Origin of the sequence: Frankia sp. CcI49 (genome assembly GCF_001983215.1) — a bacterium.
In the GTDB taxonomy this organism is placed as follows: Bacteria; Actinomycetota; Actinomycetes; order Frankiales; family Frankiaceae; genus Parafrankia; species Parafrankia irregularis.
The window spans coordinates 229560-255257 of the sequence record NZ_MOWP01000015.1; the positions used below are offsets into that span (position 1 = coordinate 229560).

The 25698-nt window shown below is 70.4% G+C and carries 16 protein-coding genes; 7 read left to right on the forward strand and 9 right to left on the reverse strand.

The genetic code is table 11. The annotated features are described in order from the left end of the window. Positions 1-7 precede the first annotated feature (7 nt). A complete protein-coding gene (locus CcI49_RS14350; protein WP_054569408.1) occupies positions 8-1951 on the forward strand; it encodes a hypothetical protein in 1944 nt (647 codons plus the stop codon). Between the two features lie 29 nt (positions 1952-1980). On the opposite strand, the gene CcI49_RS40545 is transcribed toward CcI49_RS14350, so the two are convergent. The 3 genes from CcI49_RS40545 to CcI49_RS44135 all read right to left on the reverse strand — a co-directional run bounded on the left by CcI49_RS40545 (position 1981) and on the right by CcI49_RS44135 (position 7283). Next, positions 1981-2187, reverse strand: coding sequence for a hypothetical protein (locus tag CcI49_RS40545; protein ID WP_116437400.1), 207 nt, complete (start codon positions 2185-2187; stop codon positions 1981-1983). Then, positions 2184-5138, reverse strand: coding sequence for a hypothetical protein (locus tag CcI49_RS14355; RefSeq protein WP_076827099.1), 2955 nt, complete (start codon positions 5136-5138; stop codon positions 2184-2186). The genes CcI49_RS40545 and CcI49_RS14355 overlap by 4 nt, the downstream gene beginning before the upstream one ends. 78 nt (positions 5139-5216) lie before the next feature. Further along, positions 5217-7283 (reverse strand): tetratricopeptide repeat protein, encoded by a 2067-nt coding sequence (locus CcI49_RS44135; protein WP_054569406.1) that lies wholly within the window; start codon positions 7281-7283, stop codon positions 5217-5219. 880 nt (positions 7284-8163) lie between these two features. Here CcI49_RS44135 and fxsT (CcI49_RS14365) point away from each other — a divergent pair. After that, a complete protein-coding gene (fxsT, locus tag CcI49_RS14365; protein WP_054569405.1) occupies positions 8164-10725 on the forward strand; it encodes an FxSxx-COOH system tetratricopeptide repeat protein in 2562 nt (853 codons plus the stop codon). Positions 10726-10754: 29 nt separating this feature from the next. Here the strand turns inward: fxsT (CcI49_RS14365) and CcI49_RS14370 are convergent, their stop codons facing one another. Genes CcI49_RS14370 through fxsA form a run of 3 tightly spaced genes read right to left on the reverse strand, consistent with a single transcriptional unit; the run spans position 10755 to position 14010 of the window. Next, entirely contained in the window at positions 10755-12575 is a 1821-nt protein-coding gene (locus CcI49_RS14370) for an HEXXH motif domain-containing protein (protein WP_076827101.1), read from the reverse strand. Continuing rightward, a complete protein-coding gene (locus CcI49_RS14375; RefSeq protein WP_076827104.1) occupies positions 12572-13810 on the reverse strand; it encodes an FxsB family cyclophane-forming radical SAM/SPASM peptide maturase in 1239 nt (412 codons plus the stop codon). Before CcI49_RS14375 ends, CcI49_RS14370 begins: the two co-directional genes overlap by 4 nt. Positions 13811-13839: 29 nt before the next feature. Next, entirely contained in the window at positions 13840-14010 is a 171-nt protein-coding gene (gene fxsA, locus CcI49_RS14380) for an FxSxx-COOH cyclophane-containing RiPP peptide (RefSeq protein WP_063793230.1), read from the reverse strand. Positions 14011-14481: 471 nt separating this feature from the next. Between fxsA and CcI49_RS14385 the strand changes: the two genes are divergently transcribed. Together CcI49_RS14385 and fxsT (CcI49_RS14390) are read left to right on the forward strand one after the other, a co-directional pair. Then, positions 14482-15888, forward strand: a complete 1407-nt coding sequence (locus CcI49_RS14385; protein WP_241840059.1) for a TIR-like protein FxsC — start codon at positions 14482-14484, stop codon at positions 15886-15888. Positions 15889-15893: 5 nt separating this feature from the next. After that, positions 15894-19847, forward strand: a complete 3954-nt coding sequence (fxsT, locus tag CcI49_RS14390; RefSeq protein ID WP_241840060.1) for an FxSxx-COOH system tetratricopeptide repeat protein — start codon at positions 15894-15896, stop codon at positions 19845-19847. A 77-nt stretch (positions 19848-19924) separates the two neighbouring features. On the opposite strand, the gene CcI49_RS14395 is transcribed toward fxsT (CcI49_RS14390), so the two are convergent. After that, positions 19925-20110 carry a hypothetical protein gene (locus CcI49_RS14395; protein ID WP_054569401.1) on the reverse strand — a complete coding sequence of 62 codons (186 nt, stop codon included), beginning with the start codon at positions 20108-20110 and terminating at the stop codon, positions 19925-19927. Between the two features lie 434 nt (positions 20111-20544). Here CcI49_RS14395 and CcI49_RS14400 point away from each other — a divergent pair, with 434 nt between their 5' ends. Beyond that, complete coding sequence (locus CcI49_RS14400; RefSeq protein WP_076827368.1) at positions 20545-22047, forward strand: catalase; 1503 nt, start codon at positions 20545-20547, stop codon at positions 22045-22047. 123 nt (positions 22048-22170) lie between these two features. On the opposite strand, the gene CcI49_RS14405 is transcribed toward CcI49_RS14400, so the two are convergent. After that, positions 22171-22908: an SDR family oxidoreductase gene (locus CcI49_RS14405; protein WP_054569400.1), complete on the reverse strand. Its 738-nt coding sequence runs from the start codon at positions 22906-22908 to the stop codon at positions 22171-22173. A gap of 95 nt (positions 22909-23003) precedes the next feature. Here CcI49_RS14405 and CcI49_RS14410 point away from each other — a divergent pair, with 95 nt between their 5' ends. Both CcI49_RS14410 and CcI49_RS14415 read left to right on the forward strand, forming a co-directional pair. Further along, on the forward strand, positions 23004-23477 hold the full coding sequence (locus CcI49_RS14410; RefSeq protein WP_083473637.1) for a MarR family transcriptional regulator: 474 nt from the start codon (positions 23004-23006) through the stop codon (positions 23475-23477). Positions 23478-23686: 209 nt separating this feature from the next. Next, positions 23687-24787 carry an LLM class flavin-dependent oxidoreductase gene (locus CcI49_RS14415; RefSeq protein WP_076827108.1) on the forward strand — a complete coding sequence of 367 codons (1101 nt, stop codon included), beginning with the start codon at positions 23687-23689 and terminating at the stop codon, positions 24785-24787. Here CcI49_RS14415 and CcI49_RS14420 read toward each other — a convergent pair. After that, complete coding sequence (locus tag CcI49_RS14420; RefSeq protein ID WP_076827110.1) at positions 24784-25698, reverse strand: glutathione S-transferase C-terminal domain-containing protein; 915 nt, start codon at positions 25696-25698, stop codon at positions 24784-24786. The two genes, CcI49_RS14415 and CcI49_RS14420, sit on opposite strands and share 4 nt — an antisense overlap.

Sequence of the window (25698 nt, forward strand, 5' to 3'; positions counted from 1 at the left end):
GTGGCGCGTGACGGCGCTCGTACCTGGCAAGGCCGGCGAACTCGCGCAGATGCGGCGGCGCGAGCTGGCCCAGCGGCTGCTGACGCAGAGCGTGGACAGGTTCCAGTGGGGATGGGAGTTCGTCCCCGCCGAGCGGCCGGCGCCGGATCCGCTCGGCCGGCCGGTGCTGGCGCCCGAGCATTTCGGGGGCGCGGCAGACGCGGCGGCGCTGGGCGCGACGGCCAGGGCGTGCGCGGTCGGCGGTGTCGTCCTGGGCGGCGCGCTGGGTGTCCTCGGCCTGGCGACGGGGGCGTCGCTGGCCGTCCCGGCGTTCGCCACGGCCGGTGTGGCCGTCGCCGGTGGTGGGCTGACGTCGATGTACGCGCGCTGGCGTGAAGGCGTCGGGCGCGAGCGGGAAGCCGCGTGGATGGACGCGCACGACCAGCAGCGCCACGGCGGCTCCGCCGAGGCCGAATCCCGGGATCAGTGGCGCCCGGTGCAGGGACCTCCCGATGCGACCCGGGTGGATGTCGTCTGCGGCACCTGGGATGGCTGGGCGGCGATGATCGCGACAACCGCGGGTTCGCTGATGCGCGCTGACCGCAGCGTGGTCGTGCTCGACCTCACCAGTCACGAGGTCGCCGAGGATCTGATCCAGCTGGTGTACAGCACCGGGCAACCGGTGCCGTACGGCCGGTTCCCGACCGACCTCAGCCTGGTCGACCTGTTCCAGGAGCTCAGCCCGGAGGCTGTCGGCCGGGTGATCGCCGACGCGTTCGCCGTGCTGCCGGGTCGCAGCGGCGCCGCCGAGATCCGCCGGCGCGACGAGGCGATCGTGCGGACCGTCGCCCGCCTCATCGAACCGCCCTGGACGTTCCGCCGGCTCGCCGCGGGCGTGCGGGTGCTGCAGCGGCTCAGCGAGACGAGTGCCGGCAGCGGCCAGGCCGGCGGTGTGCTGAGCCTGCGCGAGCAGAAGGACCTCATGAAGGTGAGCCACGAGTTCGGCCGGACGCCGCAGGAGAGCACCGAGCTGACCTATCTCGTCGACACCTTCGAGATGCTGGCCGGCAACGACGATCGGCGGCACGTCGACCGCGCGGCACCCGACGACGCGGCACCCGAGGAGGCAGTGCCGGACGGCACGGCGCCGGACGGTGCCGACGAGTCCGTCGCGAGCCCGGGTCGCGGGCTGTGGCGGCCCGGGCTGACGGTGCTCGCCGCTCCCACCTTCAACAATGATCAGGGTGCTTCGGCGCGCATCCTGCTGTACCGCTTCATGGAGGATCTGCGCCACGGCGAGCCGCACCGCAGTGATGACCTGATCGTCGTCGCCGGTGTCGACCGGCTGGGCCGGGACGTGCTCGACGAGTTCAGCCAGCATGCCCGCAATGCCCGGGTCCGGACGATGTTCCTGCACCAGCATGTCCCGGCGCGCGAGGACGCGCAGCGGATGCTGAACACGTCGGGCAGCGTCACGCTGCTGATGCGCACCCACAACGCCCTCGAGGCGCAGGCCGCGGTGGAGCTGGTCGGTGCCGAGTACCGCTTCGTGCTCAGCCAGGAGACGCAGAGCACCAGCGAGTCCCTCGGCTGGAGCCGCGACGAGACCACCGGCGCCGCCACCAGCACCTCGACGGACAGTTCGCACGGCTGGAACATCCAGGTAGGGGTGCGGCGGGGTGAGCGCCTGCCGGTGTTCAACCGCAGCCGGAACGGGTCGCGGGGCACGGCCCGGACCGTCCAGTGGTCACGCTCGCGCGGCCAGTCGGGGTCGACGGAGAAGGCCACCTCGTCGGCCACGAGCCGGGTGTTCGAGCCGGCGGTGGAGCCGGTCGAGGTCGAGACCCTGCCGGAGACCGCGTTCATCGTCCTCAACAAGGTCCACTTCCGGCAGCCGGTGCTGGGCGACTGCGACCCGGGACTCTGCCAGCATCCACTGGCCACCGTTGCCCTGCGCAAGGCCACGGGCTAGCGCGACCCGCCGGCCGCCTGGTGGACCACTCACCCGAGGACGAGGAGGGCCACCAGGCCGCAGGGCACCGCGATCAGGGCGAACACCGCCACGACGTGGAGGCCCAGCAGCACCCTGCGCTGCCGGCGCACATGCGCCGGAACCGGTTCGCCGGCAGGCGCGGGCGCCGGGGCGGGGGCAGGAGCGGGACCGGGACCGGGTTGAGCGGCGGGCGCCGCGCGGCGGAACGTCCTCATCGTTCAAGACCCGCGTAGTGCGCCCGGTGCGTCGGATCCCGCAGCGCGGGATGCCGGCTGGACTGTCGCGCCTTCTGCTGCCGGATGATCAGGCGCCGGAACCCGCGTGCGCTCGCGCCCAGCATCCACAGCACCGGTTCGGCCGCGGCGATGCGTTCGGCCGGGTTCACCGTCCCGTTCCGGCCGCGTAGACAGTCCGCGGCGCTCAGCGCCCAGTAGCGGGTCTCGGTGAACTCCTTCGACGGTTCCTGGCCGAGCTCCGGCAGCCGTGCGGGCTGGTTGAGCCAGTAGCGCACGAGGCCGTCCTGCTGCTCCGGGGTGAGCTCTGGCAGGCGTAGGACCGATGGGAGCCCGCGCAGCCAGTCGGTCTTGCTGACCACCACGGCGAGCCGCAGGGCGAGGCGGCCACCCCGCCGAGGCAGCGACCGGTCCGCGTGCAGCACCCGGATCAGCCGCCGCATCGTGTCGTAGGTCGGCTCGGCCGCGGGGTGGGCCGCCGCGTTCGCCGCCGCCTGCTGTTTCGGGGTGAGCTGGTCGAGCAGCGCCGGCTGCGCCGACGGGTCGACGACGAGCAGCGCGTTGTGGGTCCGCTCCAGGTAACGGTGCGTGGTGCGCAGGGTCTGCTGGTCGGTGTAGAGGTCGCCGTCCGGGTCGAAGAAGAACACGATGCGCCGGGGCCCGCGGGGAATGCCGACGGTGACGACGAGCGCCCGGGGATTCGGGGTGGCGGTCGACTCCAGCCACCCGCCGTCCGCGACCATCTGCATGCTGCGCCGGTACCAGGTCTCGTCCGGCCGGAACGCGAACGACAAGGTGAGATCGCGCTGGTATGCGAGGTCCTGCAGGCCGGCCAGGGCGGCGACCAGCATGGTGGTCTTGCCGGACGCAGGTGGGCCGATCAGCGCGATGTGGACGATCGGCAGGTGCCCGACCCCGTCGGGCAGCCGGCCTTCGCACGAGCCGCAGTAGCTGGCGAGGCGGCCGCGCCGGCCGGGCGCCCAGGTCCGCAGCCGCGTCCCGCAGGCGCACACCCGGTACAGCAGGCCGCCGCGGCCCGGCCGCAGGTCGTCGTGCCGGCGGCGGCAGTGCGTGTTGGGGCACTCGTAGAACGGCCGGCCCAGTGGGCGGGCGCAGTCCGGGTACGGGCAGTCGGCCCCCAGCTCGCCGAGGCGGCGGAACATCGCCAGGGTCGGCCTGGCCGGGCGTGTCTCGCGGAGCAGCCAACGCGCCGCCTCCGCGAACCGTAACGCCGCACCCGCCAACCGCAGCACCGCGATCGTGGTGATGACAAGCGTTCTGTGCACGGCGAACGCCGTCCGGGCGAGCCCCCCGGCCACGGCGACGCCGATCGCCGTCCCCGCCCTCCACATGCGCCAGCAGCGCCGCGCCGACGCGCTCTGCCCCAGGAACGGGCCGGGCCAGCGGGCCGGACCGGCCGCGGCGAACTCCGGTCCGGCGGTGCGCAGCGCCTCGGCCAGGGCATCCCCGATCGCGCCGAGGTCGACGATCGCCTGGCCGGCCGGGGTGAAGTACCCGGGGTAGGCGGCCTCGTCGCCGGCCGGGCGCAGCACCGGCGGACCGGCGGCCAGCGTGCGGGCCGGCAGTGCGAGCAACCGTGCGCCGAGCTGACCGAACGCGATCGCCGCACCGGCGCCGAACAGCGCCGCCCCGCGTGCGTATCCACCGGGCCGCAGAGCCTTCACCACAGCTCTGCGTCGCACCCGTCCCCAGCCCTCGGCACCCGGCGGCAGGGGTGCCGGCACCGGGCCCGCGGCCGGGGACCGCGCGCTGCCGGGCGCCGGATCACCGGGCGGTGACGCCAGCGGCACGCCGGCGCCCGCAGCCACGGCGGCGAGGCGCTGGGCGGCGTCGGCGTCGGCGAACGACGCGCTGGCAGCCGCGAGCACATCGGGTCTCCCAGCGGCCCACACCCGCGCGGCAACCTCCCCCCAGGACACGTCCGCCCAGTGCTCGTCCGGCCACTGCTCGTCCGCCCGGTGCTCGTCCGCCCGGGCGCCGTCGGTACCGGCCGGAGCACCGACGTCCCGCGGCGCGGTGCCGCCGCCGGTGCTGCCGCCGCCGGCTCCGGGCTCAGGGCCGGTCCCGCCGTGCAGGCGATGAGTCTCGAACCGGACGCCGAACGGGATGGCCGCGGGGTCGAGGCCGGCGCCCACCGGCACGCCCACCAGCACGTGGCGGGACTGCTCCGGATGCCCCACCGGGACACTGAAGGTCATCGCCAGGGCCGATGCCCGCGGCAGCGAGCCGGTGACCAGCCGGATCGTTCGCACCGTGGCCGCCGGCCCCTGCTCCACCAGGACGATCCGCACGGCACCGCCGCCGCGCGTGGCGCCGCGCACACTCGCCAGGAGGGCTGCCAGCCGACCGTCGCCGTACAGTTCCTGCGCCCGGGCGATCGCTTCGTGCCAGGGCATCGGCGAGTCGACCACGAGACGCTCGACAGCTGGAAGATCACCGTCGGCTGGCCGGTCGGCCCAGCCCGGCCACCACCACAGGTCGGCGGGAAGCAGGCCGCCGAGATCACGGTCCGGCTCGGTGAGCAGCAACGCGTGCTGAAAGACGTTTCCCGGGCGGCCGGCGAAGTCGACGCCGGTGCCGACGGTCCGGCAGATCACCGCGGCACCGTCCGCCAGCAGCGAGTAGCTCAGGCTCAGCCCGGCCCCGCGCTGCCCGGCGGAGGCCCAGGGCCCCTGCGCTGAACCGGCCTCGGATCCGGGTAAGGGTCCGAAGCCGGACTCGCCGCCGCGCCGCTGCGGTCCGCTGGGCTGCTGCGGTCCGGTGCGGCGCGCGTCCACGGCGAGCTCGGACGTCAGCAGACCGACGATCTGCTGACGTCTCCCGTCGCCGAGCCCCGGCGTGTACGCGGTGACCTGCCAGCCGGGCCGGTCCGGTGCCGCCGCCGACGTGCGATGAAGCTGGTGGATGGTCAACGGACGTCTGCCTCCGCACCCCGTGGCTGCCCTCCGTGCTCAGCATGGCAGACCTCAATGCCCTGGGGCGCAGTACTTTCAGGCCATCGCGCCGGACCGCCGCAGCAGACGCAGGACCTGGGACTGCTGGTGGGGCAGCAGCGCGGGTTCGGCCGCGTCCAGGGCACGCCGCAGCAGGCCGTCAGCTCCTTCGTCGTCGCCGCGTGCGCGGATGACCTCGGCCGCGTGCCACAGCACCGGGCCGCTGTCCGGTGCCTCGCGCAGCGCCACGGAGGACTCGTTCGCGGCCTCGGCCACCTGCCCTCGCCGCGCCAGGGCCACCGCCCGGGCCGCGCGCATCGACGGCTGGGCCACGACCTGCGCCGCCGACCGGGCGAGACGCTCGAAGTCCTGCATCGCGGCGGCGTCGTCACCCAGCTCCACCCGCAGGCGCGCCCGCCCGGCCAGCGCGGCCCCGGAGTCCGGCGCGAACGTCAGGACGGCCGAGAAGATGGCCGCCGCCGCCCACGGCTGGCCTGTGCGCCACAGCGCGTGCGCGAGCGCGGCCTGCACCTCGGCGTCACCCGGCAGCCGTTCGCTGGCGGCCTGGAGGTCCTCGATCGCCCGGGTGGTCTGGCCGGACTCGAGCAGCACCCGGCCCAGGGCGGCGAGCATCCGCCCGGCGGACTCGGTGTCCGACAGCGACTCGTAGATCTCCGCGGCCTCCCGGTAGCAGGCCTCGGCGTCCTGCCAGCGCCCCTGCATCTCGCACATCTGCGCGCGCAGCGTCTGCGCGCCGGCCCGGGTGAGGGAGCGCCCCGGGTCGCGGCGCAGGGCCTCCTCCACGTGGGTGCGGGCCGTCGGCAGGTCGTGGTCCGCGAAGCTCACCTGGGCCGCGCGAAGATGGTCGTCCGCATTCGCCTCGGCGGCGGTTCCGCTGACGGCCCATTCGGGGAAGCCACGCTGGAGCGGCTCGATGAGCCGGTCGTCGAAGAGCTCGAAACGACGCGAGCCCGACCGGTGCTCGCAGCGCAGGACGTAGCGTGCCGTCAGCGACTCCAACACGGCGGTCGGCAGACCGGCCGTGGTGGTGAGCCCCTCGTCCGCGACACCGCGCCGACCGCGTTCGGTCACGAACGTACGGGTGAGCCAGGCCCGCAGCTCACCCTCGTCGAGATCGTGCTCGCGTGCCACCGTGACCAGCACCAGGGTCAGGTACTCGGCCAGCACCGCGGTGACGTTCCCGGCCGGGCCGAGACGGGACGTGATGACGGCATCCGCGCCGGGACGGGCCCGCCACATCGCGGTCGCCACCAGCTGCAGGAACACCGGCTGGACGGCGTCCGCCACCAGCAGCGACTCGGCGCCGGTCGCGTCGACGAACCGGCTGGTGGCCAGGTCGTCCACACAGGCCTCGGCCGCGCCGGAGGCGAAGTGCGTACCGGTCGCACGCAGTGGCTCGACGAGTGCGGCCTGGGCGGAGCGTGGCTCCAGCGCGGCGACGGGCACCTCGGCGACCGACGGGGTGGCGGGGCCGCCGCCGGAGCCGGCCAGCAGAAGCCGCAGGTAGGGCTCGAGCGCGGCACGGTGATCGGAACGGACCACCAGCAGGATACGCAGCGTCGGCAGCGCGGTCGCCGCCTGCGCGAGCAGGTCGAAACACTGCTCCCGTAGCTGGTCCAGTTGGGCCGATCGGGCCGCGAAAAGCTCCTCGACCTGGTCGATCGCCACCAGGATCGGCCGGGTCGGGCTGTGCGGCCGGCGCCGGGCGGGGTGGTCACGGATCGCGTCGAGCAGCGTCGGCGTGTCGGCCGGGTAGGACCAGCACCGCAGGAGGGCCTGAACGAACGGATTGCCTGTACCGAAGGAGGCCTGGGTGCCCGCGGGCCCATCCTCCTCCTTGGAGGACTGCCCGGCGGCCGGCCCCGAGAGCCGTGCCACCGGCAGGACGTCGGCGTCCGTCGACGGTGCGCTCGGCAGCACGCCCGCCCGCAGCAGCGAGGTCTTACCCACACCGGTCAGCCCGTGCGCGACCACCACACGGCAGCGCAGCCACTCGGCCAGCAGCGCGTGGGCGGCGGCATCCCGGCCGAAGAACAGCTCGGCGTTCTCCTCGGTGAACGGGCGGAGGCCGACGTACGGGCTGGTCGCCTCGGCCTCGATCACCGTTCTGCTCCGCCCAGGGCCGGGCGCGTCGAGAGCGGACCCGTCCGCACCGGGGGGGCCGAGATGTCGAGTAGTGATTTGGTGTCCCTGGTTGGGAGTTCGTCGAAAATTACTGGACGGTATGCCTTCAACGGAACCGGAAGCCTTTCGGCGTTGACGCGACCGGGCCCGAGAATCGTATCCGCCGGCCATGGCCCCACCTCCGGTGGCACACGGTTCTGGACCGCCCAAGATTTTCCGTCAGATTTTACGGCCAATGCGGGCCGACCGCGGCAAAGTAACAGGAATTTTGCGAGACCGGTGCTCTTCGTGTGGCCGCCTCGCCGGCGGAGGGTGGTGGGGCGCCGGCGATGGCTCCGTGGGCATGCCTGCCCGTGCGGGGCTCCGGTCGGTGCCGGGGCGCACTGCCCGGCCGGCAGGCGAGGTGCGCGGTGCACGAGAGTGGTATCCGCGGTGTCCGTGGCGCGACGCGCGGGCGGGGTGGGTGCCGACTCCACGGTCGAAATCGCGAAACTGCAGGTCACGAGTTATGGGCGGGTTGGTTGGCGGATGTGTCGGCGGGCTGGCCGCGGAACCTGCTTCAGAAAACGCCGACAATACAGGGGCATCCCGGTGCAGGTTCGCGGCGCCCTCGCGAGAGTGGGTGCCACAACTCGTGTCACAATCCGGACTTGTGTCGTCCTCGCTCGCCCGAGTCCGCGCGAGTGGCTAACGTGCAATGGCAAGTGTGTCGACGCGAGTGTTACGATCAGTGGAACGGTATGATTACGCGGCGCGCCGACGACGCGTGCACTCCGCGCCGTCGGACGCTGCACTACCGTCGGTTGGTCCGTGCCGTCGCGCCGATGTCCGTACTTGACGAGCGGCGGGGGTTGTTATCGTGGCTTCGGTGGTGGAGTTCGATCCGGTGAGCGGCCCGGGTCGGGGGGTTCCGACGATCTGGGGTGGAGTGCCCCAACGGAACAAGAACTTCACCGGGCGGGAAAGCCAACTGACCGAACTGCGTCGTCGGATCGCCTCCGACGAGGGCGAGGTCACGGCGGTCCTCCCGCATGCCCTGCAGGGGCTGGGCGGTGTCGGGAAGACGCACCTCGCCATCGAGTACGCGTACCGCTATCAGGCGCATTATGACCTGATCTGGTGGATTCCCGCGGACCAGCCGGTCCTGGTCCGATCCACGCTGGCGTCACTGGCGCCGCGGCTGGGCCTRTCGGAGGGCGGCCTGCTGCGGATCGACGACTCGGTGGCCGCCGTCCTCGAGGCGCTGCGCCGTGGGACGCCCTACCGCCGCTGGTTGTTGATCTTCGACAACGCCGACCAGCCTGAGCTGATTCGCGGCCTGATGCCGCACGGTCCGGGCCATGTCCTGGTCACCTCGCGCAACCGTCGGTGGCAGAGCATCGTCGACACGATCGAGGTGGATGTCTTCGACCGGCGGGAGAGCCTGGAGTTCCTGCACCGCCGCGTGCCGGGTATCGCCAAGGTCGACGCCAACAGCCTGGCCGAGGCGCTGGGGGACCTTCCGCTGGCGCTCGAGCAGGCCGGAGCGCTGCAGTTCGAAACCGGTATGGACGTGCGTGAGTACCTTCAGCTGCTGAAGGACGCCTCCAGCAAGCTACTCGCCGAAAACCCGCCCGCCGACTACTCCCGGCCGGTGGCAGCCGCGTGGAGTCTTTCCGTGGCACAGCTGCGGGAGCAGGCTCCTTTTGCGCTCGAGCTGCTCCGCCGATGTGCATTCTTCGGCCCGGAGCCGATCTCGCTGGAAATGTTGGACCGCGGAAAGTACACCCTGGACTCGGATTTCGGTCTGTCCATGCAGGACCGGCTTATGGTGAGCCGCGCGATGCGGGAGCTCGGCCGCTACGCGCTCGCCCGGATCGACAACAGCCGCAAGACGGTGCAGGTACACCGGCTGGTCCAGATGCTCATTCGGGACGAGCTGCTGCCCGAGGAACAGGAACGGATGCGGGACGAGGTCCACGCCCTGCTCGTCGCCGCGGACCCGGGGGATTCCGAGACGCAGAACCGGGCCGGCTTCGAGAACCTTCTCCCGCACATCGTGCCGTCCGGTGTGTACGCGTCCACAGCGGTCCGGGCGCGTCAGCTCATCGAACACCTCATCGGCTATCTGTACAACGCCGGTGACCTCACGACGGCGTTGAGCGAGGCGGACCGCGCCCTGGACCGTTGGCGGGCGGATTCCGGTGATCGTGACCCGGATGTTCTCGTCCTCCAGGGAATCAAGGCGAACGTCCTCTGGGCCCTGGGCAGGTACCGGGAGGCCTATGAGCTCCGGCGCGGCACCCTCGACGCGATCACGGAGGTCCTCGGTGCGGACCACGAGGAAACCCTCATCATTCTGAACGGCCACGGCGCGGACCTGCGGGCCCGCGGTGAATTCCGGGCCGCGCTCGAGCTGGACGAGGACGCGCTGCCCCGCCATGAGCGGGTCTTCGGCCGGGACAACGCTCAGACCCATCACGTCGTGAACAATCTCGCGCTCGACTGCAGCCTCAACAGCGCTTATAAGCGGGCATTCGAGCTCGACCAGGACAACCTCACCAACCGGCGGGACATGTGGGGCGGTGACATCAATCCCTGGGTCGCCGCCTCGCTCGCCGCCGTCGCCCGCGACCAGCGGCAGGAGGGTCACTACCTGAAGGCGCGGGAGTCGGCCGAGTACGCCTACCGGGTGTTCGAGGAACTCGTGAACAGGCGGGAGCTCGCGGTCGACCACCCCTTCGTGCTCGCGCAGGCCAAGGATCTCTCGGTGGCCCGGCGCAAGGCCGGGTTCTTCCGCGAGGCGCTGGAGCTCGCCGAGCAGGTGTACGAGCGCTACACGTCGAGCCGCCAGTTCGGCAACGAGCACCCCGACGCCCTGGCCGCCGCGATCAACCTGGGTAACGCCCAGCGGGTGGCCGGCGATCCGAACGAGGCCGCGGAGCGCATCGAGAAGACCGTGAACCGGTACCGGGACATCTTCGGGGCTGACCATCCATACACCTACGGCTGCCACCTGAACCTGGCGCTGGTCCATCGCCAGCTCGGCCGGGTCGACGAGGCGGAGCGCCTGCTGAAGGACGCRCTGGCGGGGCTCGAGGGCAGGGTCGGCGCCGACCACCACTTCACCCTCACCTGCCTGGCGAACCTGGCGACCGCCAGGTCCGCGCAGGGGCTGGTGGCGGAGGCGTTGGAGATCGGTGAGAAGGCGCTCGCCCGCTTCGGTGAGCTCCTTGGCCCCGATCACCCGCATGCGCTGGTGTGCGCGACGAACGTGGCCCTGGACCTCTCCCAGACCGCCGGTCGGGAGGAGGAAGGCCGCAGGCTCGCGACGGAGACCTCGCAGCGTTATCGCCGGGTGCTCGGTCCGGACCATCCCGATGTGCAGGCAGGCGAGCGGGGCGAGCGCCTCGACTTCGACTTCGAGCCGCCGCCGCTGTAGGAACGTCGCGGTAGGGCATCGCCGCGCTGTCAGCGGGTGGTCTGCGACATCCAGGCTGCGAGTGCGTCGGGGTCGACCTGGTCGCTGCTGAGTTCCTGTACCTGCCGGCGCAGGTGCAGGACCACCTCGGGGCGTGCGGTCAGGACGTCGGCCCCGGGCTCGCCGCTGCCGCGTCGGCAGAGGACGAGCCCGGCCCAGGCGTCGAGCCGGTCGGGCTCGCGGGCCAGTTCCTCCTTGTAGCCGTCGGCCGCGGACCTGACGTCGCCGAAGGCGAGAGCCTGGTCCGCGGCCGTCACGGAGCCGTCGAGGACATGGGGAACGCCCTGCCGAGCGGCCTCGAAACGCTTCGGGTCCGTCAGACGCAGCAGGGTGAGGGCGAGCCGCTGGTTGTACACGAGCCCGCGGTGGCCTGGAAGGGGGCGGGAGCCCGCCTCGCCCGGTGGTGCGATGTCCTTGTCCATCCAGGCCCGCGCCAGCGCGGTGATCCACGTTGGCGCGGGTTGCAGGTTCCGTAGCCGCCAGGTGATCCAGGCATCGGCCGTGGTCAGCTCCGCCAGCGCCTGGGGGCCGGTGGGGACGGCGGCCTGCCGATGCCGTGCGACGACGCTGCGCATGCCGTCGAGGAAGCGCAGGCCCAGCGGAGTCATCGCGCCCGAGAGCCGCAGCGTGCTCAGCGCCCGCCACACCTCCTCTCGCCACCGGGCGAACTCAAAATGCGCGTACTCGCCGCCGTCCTGGTGAAGCCGCCGGAAATCCCAGAACGTGGTCAGGCCGAGGTAGGCGTAGGCACCCTGAAGAAGGCCGGCGACCGGCCGCGGGTCGCTGCGCCACGGAGCGTAGTAAAGACGGTCGTGAGCGGTATCGGTCAACGCAACGAGGTCGATCAGCGCGGAGAGCTTCGTGTGCTGGAACTCGTGCACCAGGCCGGCCGCGAAGGAGACGCCGTCCTTGGGAAGGGTCAGCGCCACGGCGCCGAACGCCTCCCCGGACGATGCGCTCAGCTCCGCCGCCCGCTCCGTCGAACGCAGTGGGTAGACYCAGCCCAGCCCGGCCGCCACCGCTGCGGCTGCCGAAAGATCGTAATGGCAGAGAATGCGCCAGCCCTCGTCGAGGCGGTGCTGCCAGGTATCGATCTCCTCATCCGCGACGCCGGGTGACATCGGGAGATCCAGCAGCGTGCGCGCGGGATCCGTGTCGTCCAGCGCAAGCTCGATCTCCTGGCCCCACCTCGAACTCGACAGGGTGCGCAGTGGGAGCCATTGACGCGCCAGGTCTCCTCGCCCGAAGCCGGCAGCCGCGATCACATTCACTCGCAGGGTCGTCTGCGGGTCGGCGGCGGCGTGAACTGTCACTGCTCCGCCCTGGACTCGAGCGACGGCCCACCCTGGGTTTCCGGTCCGGATACGGCCCAGCGAAGGCACGACGAGGTCGCCACCCCGCAGGAAAACCCTGATCTCCGCGTCCAGGCCGGTCCGCAGGGCGGCCGCGACCGCGAAGGCCGCGAGCATGTTCAGATCCTCCGCGAGTGGCACAGCCGGCCTGACGGTGCCGCGGATCCGGCGCATGCAGTGCATCGCCCACAGGCCGAGCCCAGGCGTGAGCAGGAGGCTCTCGACCGGGCCGGGATCCTGACGTTGGGCGGTGGACAACACGCGGAAGGCCTCGGCGAGCCCGCTGCGGGCGAAGTCGTCCGGAGCCTGCTGCGCGGCGTCCTCCAGCACCGCGCGCAGCGCGAGCAGCCGCTTGCTGAGCTGGGTTCGCCGGAGATAGCGGACGAGATCAGCGTGGCCGCCACCGGAGGCCAGTTCATCGAAATCGGCCAGTGCGAGCCGATGAAAGCCCACGTTCACTTCGAGCGCCGCACCTTGTCGATATCCGGTTGGATCCGCCGGTGGATCCGGTTTATCAGAGCAAGCAGATCCGGACAGTACACGGATCGGTTCTGGAAGCCGCTGCCGGCCCGGTAACGATGGGGGTAGTACCCGCCACCGCAGACCCGATGAACCGGGCAGGCGGCACAGTCGGCACCGAGCGCCGCGGCACCGATCTGACGGGCCAGGATGCCGGGATGGTGGAACGCCTCGTCGAAGTCGTCCCGCAGGACGGTGAGCCCGGTGGCCGCTGCCCCGGGGTAGGCCGACTTGAGCGCGTCGACCTGTTCGACCGTGCCATCCGTCTCGATGACGAGAACACTCGACGGGGAAAGCCCCACCGTCTCCACCTGGCTGTCTCCACCGAGAAGAAGAACGATGATCTCCAGGAACAGGCGGATGTCGGTCTCGTCCTCGGGCGCGGAGTACCAGCGCTCGAAGAGGGCGCCGAGCCAGTCGCCGTAGGGCGCCAGCCTTTCGTCCTCATCCCGGCCGGGCGGTCGGGATGTCCAGTTCCCGTGGGGAAGGAGGAAGTCCATCGCCGGAGGTTGCCAGGCCAGCAGGTTCTCGTAGACCGTGACCGGATCACTGTGCAGGTCCACCACGCACAGCAGGCCTGACAGCAGTGGCCGGAACCGTTCGGAGGTGAGCAGGCGCAGACCTGCCTCGACGCTGGCGTGGCTCCCACCGCCGTCGTGACGGACCCGCCGCCGGTCATTGTCTGCCGGGCCGCCGTCCACGCTCACGCCGATCTTCATCTCGACGTCCGCGCACAGCTCCAGGAAGGCAGGTGTCAGAAGTGTGCCGTTTGTCTGAACCGTGAGCTCGACGGCCGTGTCGGGGGCGACCGCGGAACGGATCTGCCGGGCCACGTGATCGAGGAAGGCGGCGCCCGCCAGCAGGGGCTCACCGCCATGGAGGATTACCTCCACCCGGGTGAGCTGGTGGCGTGCCGCGTGCGCCGCGATCCTGCCGGCCGTGGCCGCCACGACCTCCCGGCTCATCGTCACCGGCTGCCGACGCCAGCTCTGGTCCGCCAGGTGATACACGTAGCAGTAGGTGCAGGAGAGATTGCACCTGCTGTTCACCTTGAGGACGAACTGGCGAAAGGGCACCGGCTGCCATCCTCGGCCGGTCAGCCGTGTGAGCGTGAGCTCGTCGCCCGGCCATTCGCCCGCGCGCCCGCCGACACCCTGGGCGGAGGTGGTATTCAATTCGCTTGCACCATCCGGTCTGGCGAGGATCAGGCAGAGGATGTAAACCCGGCCGTGGCCGAACCCAGCCTCGTGGCCTCCCGTGCCAGCCGGTGCCGCACCTGCCGCAGGATCCTGTTCTCGTGGCCGGCCAGCTCGTCGAGGTAGCAACCTCCGACATCAGGCAGGAGCGTCTCGATCTCGGGCGACGATCGGTCCATCTGGTACCGCCTCCTCCACCTTGGATCCTCCAATCTAGTCGGTTAGGGCGGCAGGCGCCGCTACCGCGCATGAATCCGTCGTCACCGCGCCGTACCCGCAGCTTGTGGGCTGGCGGCGATCCCATCGTTTGCTGGTTTTGTCTGCCTCTTCGCTGTATTTGCGTCCGCCGGGCTCGAGCCAGCCGTTTCTTGCGAACTCCGGGGGCGCGCCAACATCCTCCGCACGTGTGCGGAGGACGTCGTAGAATCTGTTGCCACCCCCCTCGGGGCGGTCAACTCGGCTCAGGCAGACCGATCTGGGCCTGTGTACGCAGTGCGGTGGCCCGACACCGCGGGAGAGGGGCCAATCGATGCCGGGCAAGAGCGTCGGTCGGCAGGGCGTCCTGCATGCACCCGGAGCGGCACCAATGCCCGTGCGGCCTGGTCACCCGGGCAGCCACGACGGGCCGGGAAACACTGGTGCCCGCAGGAGTGCCTGAGGAGGAGGAACCCGAGGCCTGGCCGCTTTACTTCTTCCTCAGCTATGCGCGGGCGGACGGCGGCGACGGGCCCTATCTCGAGCGGTTCCACCAGGATCTCAGGGCCGAGGTGCGCCTTCGGGTCGGGGCCTCGGACGCCAGCACGGTGGGGTTCTTCGACCGGCGTTCCATCGAGCCGGGCCAGGACTGGTCGGCGGAGCTCGGTGCGGCTCTCGCGCGATGCCGCACCTTCGTCGCGATGTGTTCTCCGACGTTCTTCGCGAGTGTGTACTGCGGCCGTGAATGGACGGTGTTCGACGGGCGCCTTCGCGCCGCGGCTGCTGGTGGGCAGGGCAGCCCCGCCGTACTGCTACCGGTCATCTGGACGCCCTTGCGTGATCCGCCCAAAGTGTTCCTCCGGTTGCAGTATGATCACCAGGAGTTGGGAACGACGTACGCGCAGAGGGGTCTTCGGTACCTTCTGCAGCTGGATCGCAACCATGACATGTACCAGGAGTTCCTGGTGGCGCTGGCTACCCGAATCGTCCGGCTCGCCCACGAGTCACCGTTACCCCCGCATCCGGAAGCCATCGACTTCGACCAGGTTCCCAACATGTTCCAGGTCCGGGCTCTGGCGGGCGACGGCGGGGCACCTTCCGGGGCATCGAAGGAGATTGGGCCATCGGGGTCGCCGGGATCCGCTGAGCCGCAGCAGCCTCCAGCCGATCCGGAGCCGAAGCGGGAGCTGACGCCGGATCCGCACCAGGAGCCGCACCGACATCGGCACCGGCAGCCGCAATCGCGTCCGGAGACGCAGGGGGGTGGCCCCAGCCGCGTCACCTTCGTTCTGGCCTCCACCTCGCGCGACGAGATCGCCGTGCTGCGGGAGCACCTGGACTTCTACGGAAGTGATTTCGACGAATGGACGCCCTACCGCCCGCTGCACGACGACCGGGTGTGTGTGCTGGCTCAGATGGTCGCCGCGCGGCAGGGGATGACCTCGGCGGTGACCCGGTTGGACGACGGCGTGGCGGATCTGCTGGAGCGCTCCACGGCCCGCAACGAGATCGTGATTCTACTGGTCGACATGTGGGCGGCCAAGCTTGACGAAATCCGCCTTGCGCTGACCAAATACGACCGGCGCAACGAGCCGACGTCGGGCGTGCTGGTCCCCTTTAATCCCGACGATCTCGAGACGCATGAGAACCTTCAGCACCTGAAGGAGACGCTGGCGAGCGCGCTTCGGAACAACGTGATGCGGCGGGACAGGTTGTTTCGCGAGGAGATTCGTTCCCGGGAGGAGTTCGATCGGGCCCTGATCCAGATCATCGTCGACTCCCAGGCACGGATCTTCGAGCACAGGCGGATCTTCAGAGCGCCGAAGACCGCACGTGGCCTACCGCGTCTGGCCGGGCCGTGATGAGGGTGTCCGAAGAGGGGGTCTCCGAAGAACAGGTGCCCGCGGAGGCGTCCGGTACGGTCGTCACCTTCTACTCGTACAAGGGAGGTACGGGGCGCTCCATGGCTCTTGCCAACACCGCCTGGCTGTTGGCAAGCAGCGGATCCCGCGTCCTCGTCGTGGACTGGGATCTCGAAGCACCTGGGCTGCACCGCTACTTCCATCCGTTTCTGCATGATCCCGATCTTCGTTCCACCCGCGGCGTCATGGACATGATCTGGGATTTCGCGATCGCGGTCATGTCACCGCAGGGGCCGGGAGAGGAGGAATGGTTCGCGAGGTCCACCGAGGTCATGCAGTATGCGGTGTCGCTGACCTGGCCCTTCGCCTCGGGCGGAACCATCGACTTCGTCTGTTCGGGCCGCCACGATGCCGCCTACGCGCAGCGGGTCAACACCTTCGACTGGAACACCTTCTACGAGCAGCAGGGAGGGGGTGATTTCATTGACGCGCTGCGGGCCGACATGCGCTCGTCCTACGACTGGATTCTCATCGACAGCAGGACGGGTCTGAGCGACACCGCGGGAATCTGCACGGTGCAGCTACCCGACGTCGTGGTGAACTGTTTCACCCTGAGTAGCCAGAGCATCGATGGTGCCGTATCGGTCGCGCGTTCCATCGACGCGCAGGGGGACGGCCGGACCATCCGCCTGCTCCCGGTTCTCATGCGGGCGGACGACGGTGAGCAGCGCCGGCTGGAGCTGGGGCGTGACGTGGCGCGGGCCGCGTTCAACTCCTTTCTCCGGGATATGGACGACCTGGAGAAGGAACGGTACTGGGGTGACGTGGAAGTGCCATACAAGCCGTATTACGCCTATGAGGAGATACTGGCCGTCTTCGGTGACCGGCCCCGTCAGGAGGGCACCCTGCTCGCCGCCTACGAGCGGCTGACCTCGCATCTCACCCACGGGGTGGTGAGCGAACTGCCCCCGCAGGACGAGTTGCGGCGACGCGAGACTCTGGAGGTCTTCGAGCGCGCCCGGGTGACGATTCCCACCGAGGTTGTGCTCAGTTACTCGTCCGCCGACCGTCCGTGGGCGGACTGGGCCGCTGCCGAGCTCGAGGAGGCGGGCTTCCGCGTCATCGCGGATCCGATCGACTCGACCACCAAGGTCACCGGCGGCCCGCTGGAGGGGGCGGTCGGGCGCCGCCGCCTGGTGGCGATCTTCTCCCGGACCTATCTGCAGCTGCCCGCGGCGCTCGAGCGGTGGCGGCGCATGGTCGTGCTCGATCCCGACGGTGCACAGCGCCTGCTCGTACCGGTGCGGGTTGAGGAGATCCGGCTGTCGCCGGAGATCGCGGGCCGGGATGTGGCTGACCTCGTCGGCCTCGACGGCGCACGCGCGCGCCGAGCGCTTGCGGCGGCGGCGGGCAAGCCGTCGCAACCGGCACCGGCGACCACCCTGACGTCCAGGTTCGGGGAGGAGGTCCGCTTTCCCGGGGCGCCGCCGCGCGTCTGGGAGGGAGTGCCGGTGCGTAACCCGGCCTTTGTCGGCCGCGAGGAACTGCTCGCGAGCCTGCGTGACAGTTTCCTCGGTCTGGACGGGCCGCCGGTGCACTGCCAGGTGCTGCAGGGGCTCGGCGGAGTCGGAAAGACCCAGCTGGCGGCCGAGTACGTCTTCCGGTTCGGTGCCAGCTACGACCTCGTCTACTGGTTCGGGTGTGACCAGATGGCGCTCGTCCGCACTGGGCTGAACCGCCTGGCCGTCGATCTGGGCCTGACCGCTCGGAACGGTCGGGAGGGCGGCGCGGATGTCGTCGACGCGCTTCGCCGCGGAGTGCCCTACCGGCGGTGGCTGTTGGTCTTCGACAACGCCGAGGTCCCGGGCGAGATCCTTCCGCTGATTCCGCCCGGGCCCGGCCATGTGATCGTCACCTCGCGCAGCCGCGACTGGGGCCAGCAGTCTCTGCTGGAGATAGACCTGTTCAGCCGTCGGGAAAGCATCGGCCTGCTGCTGCTGCGTGCTCCCGGGCTGACGGAGGAGACCGCGACTCGGCTCGCCGAAGCGCTGGGAGACCTGCCGTTGGCTCTTGATCACGCTGGGGCGTGGCATTCCAGGACCGGCATGCCGGCTGAGCGGTACCTGCAGCTCCTTGAGGACAGCCCTGGGCCGTTGCTGTTGGACGAGGGGGCCCCTGTCTATCCGCCGCGGGTCTTCCGCACGTGGTTGCTGTCGATGCAGGGCCTGCGTGACCGGGCACCCGCGGCGGCGCGGCTGGCACAGCTCTGCGCCTTCTTCGGCCCCGAACCGATCAGCCTCGATCTTTTCGCAAGCGTCGGGCTCGCGGTTCTGGCGGATGCCGACGACCAGCGCTTCCGTGACGACATCATGCTGGGGGAGGCCGTCCGGCAGCTGGTCGACCACGCGCTTGCGAGGCTCGATCCGCAGCGGCGGACCCTGGTGATGCACCGCCTCGTTCAGACGGTCATCCGGGAGGATCTCGCATCCGAGCAACGAACGCTGACCCGTGCACGGGTACATGCGCTCCTCGGCGCAGCGGATCCCGGTAACGCCGACGACCCGGCCAACTGGCCGCGTTATGACCAGATCAGGCCGCATCTGGAGCCTTCGGGTCTGATCTCGTCCCGGGACGAGACCGCGGCCCGAGTGGTCCGCAACCAGGTCCGCTATCTCTACATGCAGCGCGACCACGGCGGTTGCCGTGATCTGGCGCAGCGGACTCTGGAGGTCTGGCGAGGCCAGTTCGGTGCGGACGACGCGCGCACGCTGGAGCTCTGCCTGGACCTGGCGGACAGCTACCGCGCGCTCGGCGAGGCCGAGCAGGCCCACGAGCTGGACCGGCGGGCGCGCGACAGCCTGGACCGTCGCTTCGGCCCGAGCGACCCGCTGGCACTGCGTGCTGCCATGGCGCTGGGCGGCGACCTGCGGGGAACAGGTAACTACCAGGAAGCCCGCGAACTCGACGAGGCCACGTATCACCGCTATCACCAGATCTCGGGCCTCGACAGCAGGGAGAAGATCAAGTCGGCGAACAACCTTGCCGTCTCCCTGCGTTTCGTAGGCGATTTCAAACATGCGCTTGTGACGGGGAAGGAGGCCTACGACAGACAGCGCAGGATGTACGGCGACGACGACATCCTGACGCTGCAGTATGCAGACAGCTATGCCCGTGATCTGCGGGAGCTCGGCCGGTACCGGGAATCAGCCGAGCTGCTGGAACAAACCTTGGGGAACAGCCGTCGCGTCCTCGGCGAAGACCACCCGGACACGCTGCGAACCATGGCCAACCACGCGGTCTCGCTGCGCTGGGTGGGGCAGCTAGGGCGTTCCCTGAGCCTCGCAGGGGAAGCTTTCGGGAAACTTCTGCAGTATGTCGGGGAGAACCAGCCGATCACGCTGGCGTCCGCGGTGGGGCTGGTGAACTCCCGATGCCTCGCGGGAGCGGCTGCGCAGGCCCGTGAGCTGGCGTCGGACACCGTTCGGCGCGCGGACGACAGGCTCGGGGTGCGCGACCTGTCCGCTCTCGCGGCTGCCAACGGCCTCGTCATCGCGACCCGGTTGTGTGGGGAGCCACGCTCCGCGCTCGACCTGGCGAACCAGACGAGGCAACGGATTCGCGAATCACTGGCGGAGAACCATCCGTTCGCGGTCGCATGCTCGGTGAATCTGGCGAACTGCCTGTTCGACCTCGGCCAGTTCGCCGCGGCGCGACAGATCGACGAGGAAGCGGTGCGGCAGCTCGGCGCCCGGCTGGGCGATGAGGCCCCGGCAGCCCTGCTGGTGTCCATCAACCTCGCTGCGGATCATCAGGCGCTGGGTGACGAGGCCGGTGCCCGCGCGCTGCGCTCGGCGGTCCTCACCGAACTCGCGACGAACTTCGAGGAAGACGACTCTCTGCTGGCAAGCCTGCGATCGAACGGTCGTGCCGACCTCTGCATCGACCCGCCGCCGCCCTGACGGCCCTGGGAGCCTGCCCGGCATCGCAGACTGCCCGTCAGCCGCACCCGCCCGACAGCTTCACCTGCCCGACGGCTTCACGCGCTCGACGCGAAGCCGGCTACTGCGCCGTCCGGGTTCAGCGCCGCGGTGCGGAGCCGGCTCAACCCGCGGGCCAGGATGGCGTTGCCGACGGCGTCGCCCGGGGCGGCCTCCAGGGAGGCGAGATCGAGATCGGTGAGGTCCGGCAACGTCGACTCGATCTCGAACGCTGCGTCGCCCATGGCCTGCTCGCTTCCATCCGTCCCGGCTTGGTGTGACAGGTGTACGCGCCGGGACCGTGGTRCCCCCGCACGTCATGTGCAGCCTACGGCCGCCCTCCGGTCGGCCCGTCGCCTGCCCGTTGATTCACCCGCGGCGGCCTGGTGTCGCGGGCCGGCGGGTGGTCGCGGATGGCGGTGTTCGCCGGTCGCGGCGATGGATCAGCGCGGTGGTGTGTGTGACGGCGGTGGGCGGGTAGGCGCAGGGAGCGGTGCGATCCGCGGTTCCTGGCGGTCTGCTCCGCGGCTCGGTCCGCTCCGAGGCTGGTGATGGGCTGCGGGGCGACTGATCGGCTGCGGGGCGGCAGCGCGGAGCCGAGTCGGGCGGGCGGCGAATCGACCCGATCAATGCAGATGTCAGCTGGATGAGCAGATGTCAGCTGGATGAGGAGTGCGTGGTGACAACACAGAAGCGTCGTCCTACGACCACCGACGCGGGGATACCTGTCGCCAGCGACGAGCATTCGCTGAGCGTGGGGGCGGACGGTCCACTGCTGCTCCAGGATCATTACCTGATCGAGCAGATGGCGAACTTCAACCGGGAGCGCATCCCGGAGCGGCAGCCGCATGCGAAGGGGGGTGGGGCGTTCGGGGTGTTCGAGGTCACGCAGGACGTCAGCGCCTTCACCCGGGCGGCGGTCTTCCAGCCCGGGACGAAGACGGACGTGCTGATCCGGTTCTCCACGGTGGCGGGGGAACGGGGCAGCCCGGACACCTGGCGTGACCCGCGTGGGTTCGCGGTGAAGTTCTACACCTCGGAAGGAAACCTGGACATCGTCGGGAACAACACGCCGGTGTTCTTCGTCCGGGATCCGATGAAGTTCCAGCACTTCATCCGGTCGCAGAAGCGCCGCCTGGACAACAACCTGCGCGACCATGACATGCAGTGGGATTTCTGGACCCTTTCGCCGGAGTCCGCCCACCAGGTGACCTGGCTGATGGGGGACCGCGGCATCCCACGGACCTGGCGGCACATGAACGGCTACTCCAGCCACACCTACATGTGGATCAACGCGGCCGGTGAGCGGTTCTGGGTGAAGTACCACTTCAAGACCGACCAGGGAATCGACTTCCTCGTCCAGGAGGACGCCGACAGGCTGGCCGCGGCCGACGCCGACTACCACCAGCGTGACCTGTACGAGCACATCCGGGACGGGGATTTCCCGAGCTGGACGCTCAAAATGCAGGTCATGCCGTTCGACGAGGCGAAGTCCTATCGGTTCAACCCGTTCGACCTGACCAAGGTGTGGCCGCACAAGGACTACCCGCTGCAGGAGGTCGGCCGCCTCACGCTGAACCGCAACGTGACCGACTACCACACCGAGATGGAACAGGCGGCGTTCGAGCCGAACAATCTCGTCGCCGGTACCGGCCTGTCGCCGGACAAGATGCTGCTGGCCCGCGGGTTCAGCTACGCCGACGCTCACCGTGCCCGGCTCGGAGTGAACTACAAGCAGATTCCGGTGAACACGCCGAAGGTGCCCGTCCACAGCTATGCCAAGGACGGGGCGATGCGTGTCCAGAACGCCTCCGACCCGGTCTACGCGCCGAACTCCTACGGCGGCCCGGTGGCCCAGCCGGAGCTGACCGACGACGGCGGCCACTGGTTCGCCGACGGCGAGATGGTCCGTACCGCCTACACCCTGCGCCGTGACGACGACGACTGGGGCCAGGCCGGCACCATGGTCCGTGAGGTTCTCGACGACGCGGCCCGGGCGCGGCTCGTCGACAACATCGTCGGCCACCTCCTCGACGGCGTCAGCGAGCCGGTGCTGGTGCGCGCGTTCGACTACTGGCGCAACGTCGACAGGACTCTCGGCGATCGGGTCGAGGAGGGTGTGCGCGCGAAGCAGAAGGCGGTGAAGCGGCCGAGCCCGGCGCCTTCGGGCGCCCAGGCGTAGGACCCCTGGAAATCCGCCGAGCCCGGGGCCCTGTGCGTTTCCGCCCTGACGGGGGGATTCTCACCCGGTCCCGGGCGCGGCCCTTCGCGGGTGATCAGCTCGTTGCTCAGAGCGCGCTGTTGCTCAGAACGCGCCGCCGCTCGCGGCAATGGACTGGCCGGTGACCCAGCGGCCGCCGGGGGAGGCGAGGAAGGCCACGATCTCGGCGATGTCGTCGGGCGTGCCGAGCCGGCCCAGCGGTACCTCGGAGGCGATTCGTTCCAGCATGGCCGCGGGAACGTTTGCGAGCAGCGCGTCGGTACGAGTCCCGCCGGGGAGCACGCTGTTCACGGTGATCTGCCGCGGTCCGAGCTCCTTCGCCAGGACCCGCACCAGATGCTCTACCGCGGCTTTGCTCGCGCCGTAGACGCCGGTGCCGGTTCGATGTGTTTTCGTGACCCCGGAGGAGATCACGACGACCCGGCCGTTGTCGCGCACCCGGTTGGCCGCCTCCCGCAGGAGGAAGAAGGTGGCTCGGGTGTTGAGGGCGAAGGTCTCCTCGAAATCGTCGTCCGTCGTGGCCGCGATGGGCGCGAACCGGGCCACTCCGGCGTTGCTGACCACGGTGTCCAGCCGGCCGAACCGCTGCTCGGCGCTCTCGAACAGCGCGCATGCCTGCGCATGGTCGGTGACATCGCCGCGCATCGCCACGGCGACACCGCCGGCGCGGCTGATGGCTTCGACCGTCTCGGTGGCCGCGTCACCGTTCAGGTGGTAGTTGACGACGACGGCGCTGCCGGCCGCGGCGAGGCGCTCGGCGATCGCCCGCCCGATTCCCCGCGAGCCGCCGGTTACCAGCGCCACCCTGCGTTCCGATTCCATCGGCTGCTCCAGCATTTATGATGAGTACGTCGATAGTCGAGATGCTCAACTAAAATAGTAGAGGATCTGGACCATCTGTCGCGTACCCTCGCCGCATGACATCTGCCGGGCAGCCGGATGGCCTCGCCGCCAGCCTGCTTGAGCTGCATCGGGAGATGCGGGTGATCCTCGGATCCGTCGCGCGCGGTGCCGGGCTCACCGTCCAACAGGTCGAGATGCTGTGCCTGCTCCAGCGGCGTGAGCCTTCGTTCGGCGAGCTCGCCGAACTGCTCGGCTGCGACAAGACCAACATCACCGGCATGGCGGACAGGCTGGTCCGTCGCGGCCTCGTCATCCGGCAGGCCGACTCCGAGGACCGGCGTGTCACCCGTCTGCGGCTCACCGACGATGGTCGGGCCTACGGGCTCAAGCTGCGTGCCGCGGTCACCGGTGCGGTCGGCGAGCGGTGGAGTGCCGTGCCGGCCCCGGCTCGTGACGCGCTGGTCGGGCTGCTCGTGGCCCCTGGCGGCCCGCTGTCCGGTGGCCAGGTGAGTCAGTCGGGACAGTCGGGGCCGCGCGCCACGATCTGATCCGCATCATCTCCGTCCGAGGTAACTGTGTGCCGCCCGGTGGCTCACGCATCTTCTTCATTTCTTCTATCGAGATTGACGAGAATTGCGACCGTGCCTACGGTTGACCAGCAGCCGTCGCCCGCGGACGTGAGCGATCCGCCGCCGCCCCCGACGGGGAGGAGAACCGCGTGCCCGCAACGTGTCGCGTCGCGAGCCGGAACGATGCCATGTACCCGGAACCCACTTCGGAGCGGCCGGGCGGGCTTGCGTCGCTGGCGTTCCTGACCCCGGGGAACTACCAGGACGACGACCCGTACTCCGGTCTCGAGGCGACCCTGCAACTGTTCGAGCTCGGGGAGCGGCTCGGCTTCGACGGCGCCTGGATCCGTCAGCGGCACCTGGAGCACGGTGTGTCGTCGGCCGCGGCCTTCCTCGCCGCGGCGACCCAGCGCACCACGCGGATCGAGCTCGGCACCGCGGTGATCCCGATCGGCTACGAGAGCCCGTTCCGGCTCGCGGAGGACCTCGCGACCGTTGACGTGCTGTCCCGCGGTCGGCTGCAGCCCGGGTTCAGTGCCGGGACTCCGCCGCACGCCGAGCTGCTGGGCGATCTGGTCTTCGACGGCGACTGGCGAAGCCACGACCTGTCCTACGGCCGGATCAACCGGCTCGTCGAGGCGCTGCGTGGGGGTTATCTCGGTGACGAGGAAACCGTCATCCACTCACCGGGCAACGTGCAGCGGCCACGCCAGCAGCCGCACGCCGCGGGGCTGGCCGACCGGGTCTGGTACGGCGGTGGCAGTCTGCGGTCGGCCCGGTGGGCGGGTGAGCACAGGCTGAACCTGCTGACGGGCAACGTCATCGACGGGTTCGTCGCCGACGGTGAGGCTACGGACGACGTCGTCGCCGCGCAGCTCGCGCTGCTGGACGTCTACCGGAAGGCGGCGGGCCCCGGCGGCCCGGCCAGGATCGCCCTGGGCCGGGTCATCGTCCCGACCGACAGTGCCGACGGGGCGACCCGTGCGCGCTACCGCGACTATGCCACGAGCCGTCACGAGCGCACACTGCGTGCCCACGGCCCACGCCGGACGCTGTTCGCTCCCGATCTCATCGGTCCCGCCGAGGAGATCGTCGCCCGGTTGCAGGCTGACGCGGCGGTGGCGGCCGTACGCGAGCTGCGCGTCGAGCTGCCCTACGAGTTCGACCGAGCCGAGTACGAGCAGATCCTGCACGACGTCGTCCACCTCGTCGCGCCGGCGCTTGGCTGGCAGCCCGCCACGGAGCGCACCACGTGCCCGGCGCCCGACCCCCGGCGCCCGGCCGGCTAGGCGCCGCGCGTCGGTGTCACCTCCCAGCCGGGCAGCAGTGCGGACGGATCCGTGAACGTGGTGAAGTCGGTCGTGGCGCGGAACGCGGGCAGCCGGTAGAGGGCGCGAGCGTACGACCACAGCCGCGGGAAGTCCGACAGCGGCGGCAGGACCGCCAGATCGCCGGTGCGGCCCCGGTAGCGCACCAGTGACACCCACAGCCGCACGTCGGCCTCCGTCAGCTGCCCGCCGGCCAGGTAATCGGTGTCGGCGAGCCGCTCCTCGAGCTGTGCGAACGCGCTGAGCAGCGTGGCGCGGATGGCGGTGTCCCGAGCGGCCCGGTGCACGCCGTGGTTCACCTGCGGGCCGATCCAGGAGTCGAGCTCGGCGATCTCGGCGCGCAGGTGCTCGGGGTAGGTGTCGGTGCCGTTCGACCAGGCGCCGAACTGGGTCGCGAGGTCGAGCCCGAGCGTGACGAAGTCGTTCGAGACGACCCGGCCGGTCTGGCGGTCCCACAGGGTGGGCACGGAGACGTGGCCGTCGAAGCCCGGCTCGGTCGCCTCGTAGGCGTCGCGCAGCAGCGTGAAGCCGTTCACCGGGTCCGGGCCGTAGGCCTCCCGGAACRCCCAGCCCCGGGCGTCGCGGGTGCCGTCGACGTAGGAGACGCTGATGACGTCCTCGAGCCCGTGCAGGGCACGCTGCAGGAGGACCCGGTGCGCCCAGGGGCAGAACCAGCCGGAGTAGAGGTGGTAGCGGCCGGGTTCGGCCCGGTAGCCGCTGGAGCCGTCCGCGGTGATCCGCCCGGTGAACCGGTAGAGCGGGCGGGTGTCGGCGGGGTCGCGCCTGATCGTGTACTCGCCGTGAGCCGCCACGTCGGTGGGCGTGGCGAACGCCGGCCCGGTGGGCTGGGTGGTGTCCGTGGGCTGGAGCAT

Coding starts and splice junctions, on each gene's coding strand:
- CcI49_RS40545 (WP_116437400.1), bottom strand. CDS start 2,187: ATGAGGACGTTCCGCCGCGCGGCGCCCGCCGCTCAACCCGGTCCCGGT.
- fxsA (WP_063793230.1), bottom strand. CDS start 14,010: ATGGACCGATCGTCGCCCGAGATCGAGACGCTCCTGCCTGATGTCGGA.
- CcI49_RS14395 (WP_054569401.1), bottom strand. CDS start 20,110: ATGGGCGACGCAGCGTTCGAGATCGAGTCGACGTTGCCGGACCTCACC.
- CcI49_RS14405 (WP_054569400.1), bottom strand. CDS start 22,908: ATGGAATCGGAACGCAGGGTGGCGCTGGTAACCGGCGGCTCGCGGGGA.
- CcI49_RS14410 (WP_083473637.1), top strand. CDS start 23,004: ATGACATCTGCCGGGCAGCCGGATGGCCTCGCCGCCAGCCTGCTTGAG.
- CcI49_RS14415 (WP_076827108.1), top strand. CDS start 23,687: ATGTACCCGGAACCCACTTCGGAGCGGCCGGGCGGGCTTGCGTCGCTG.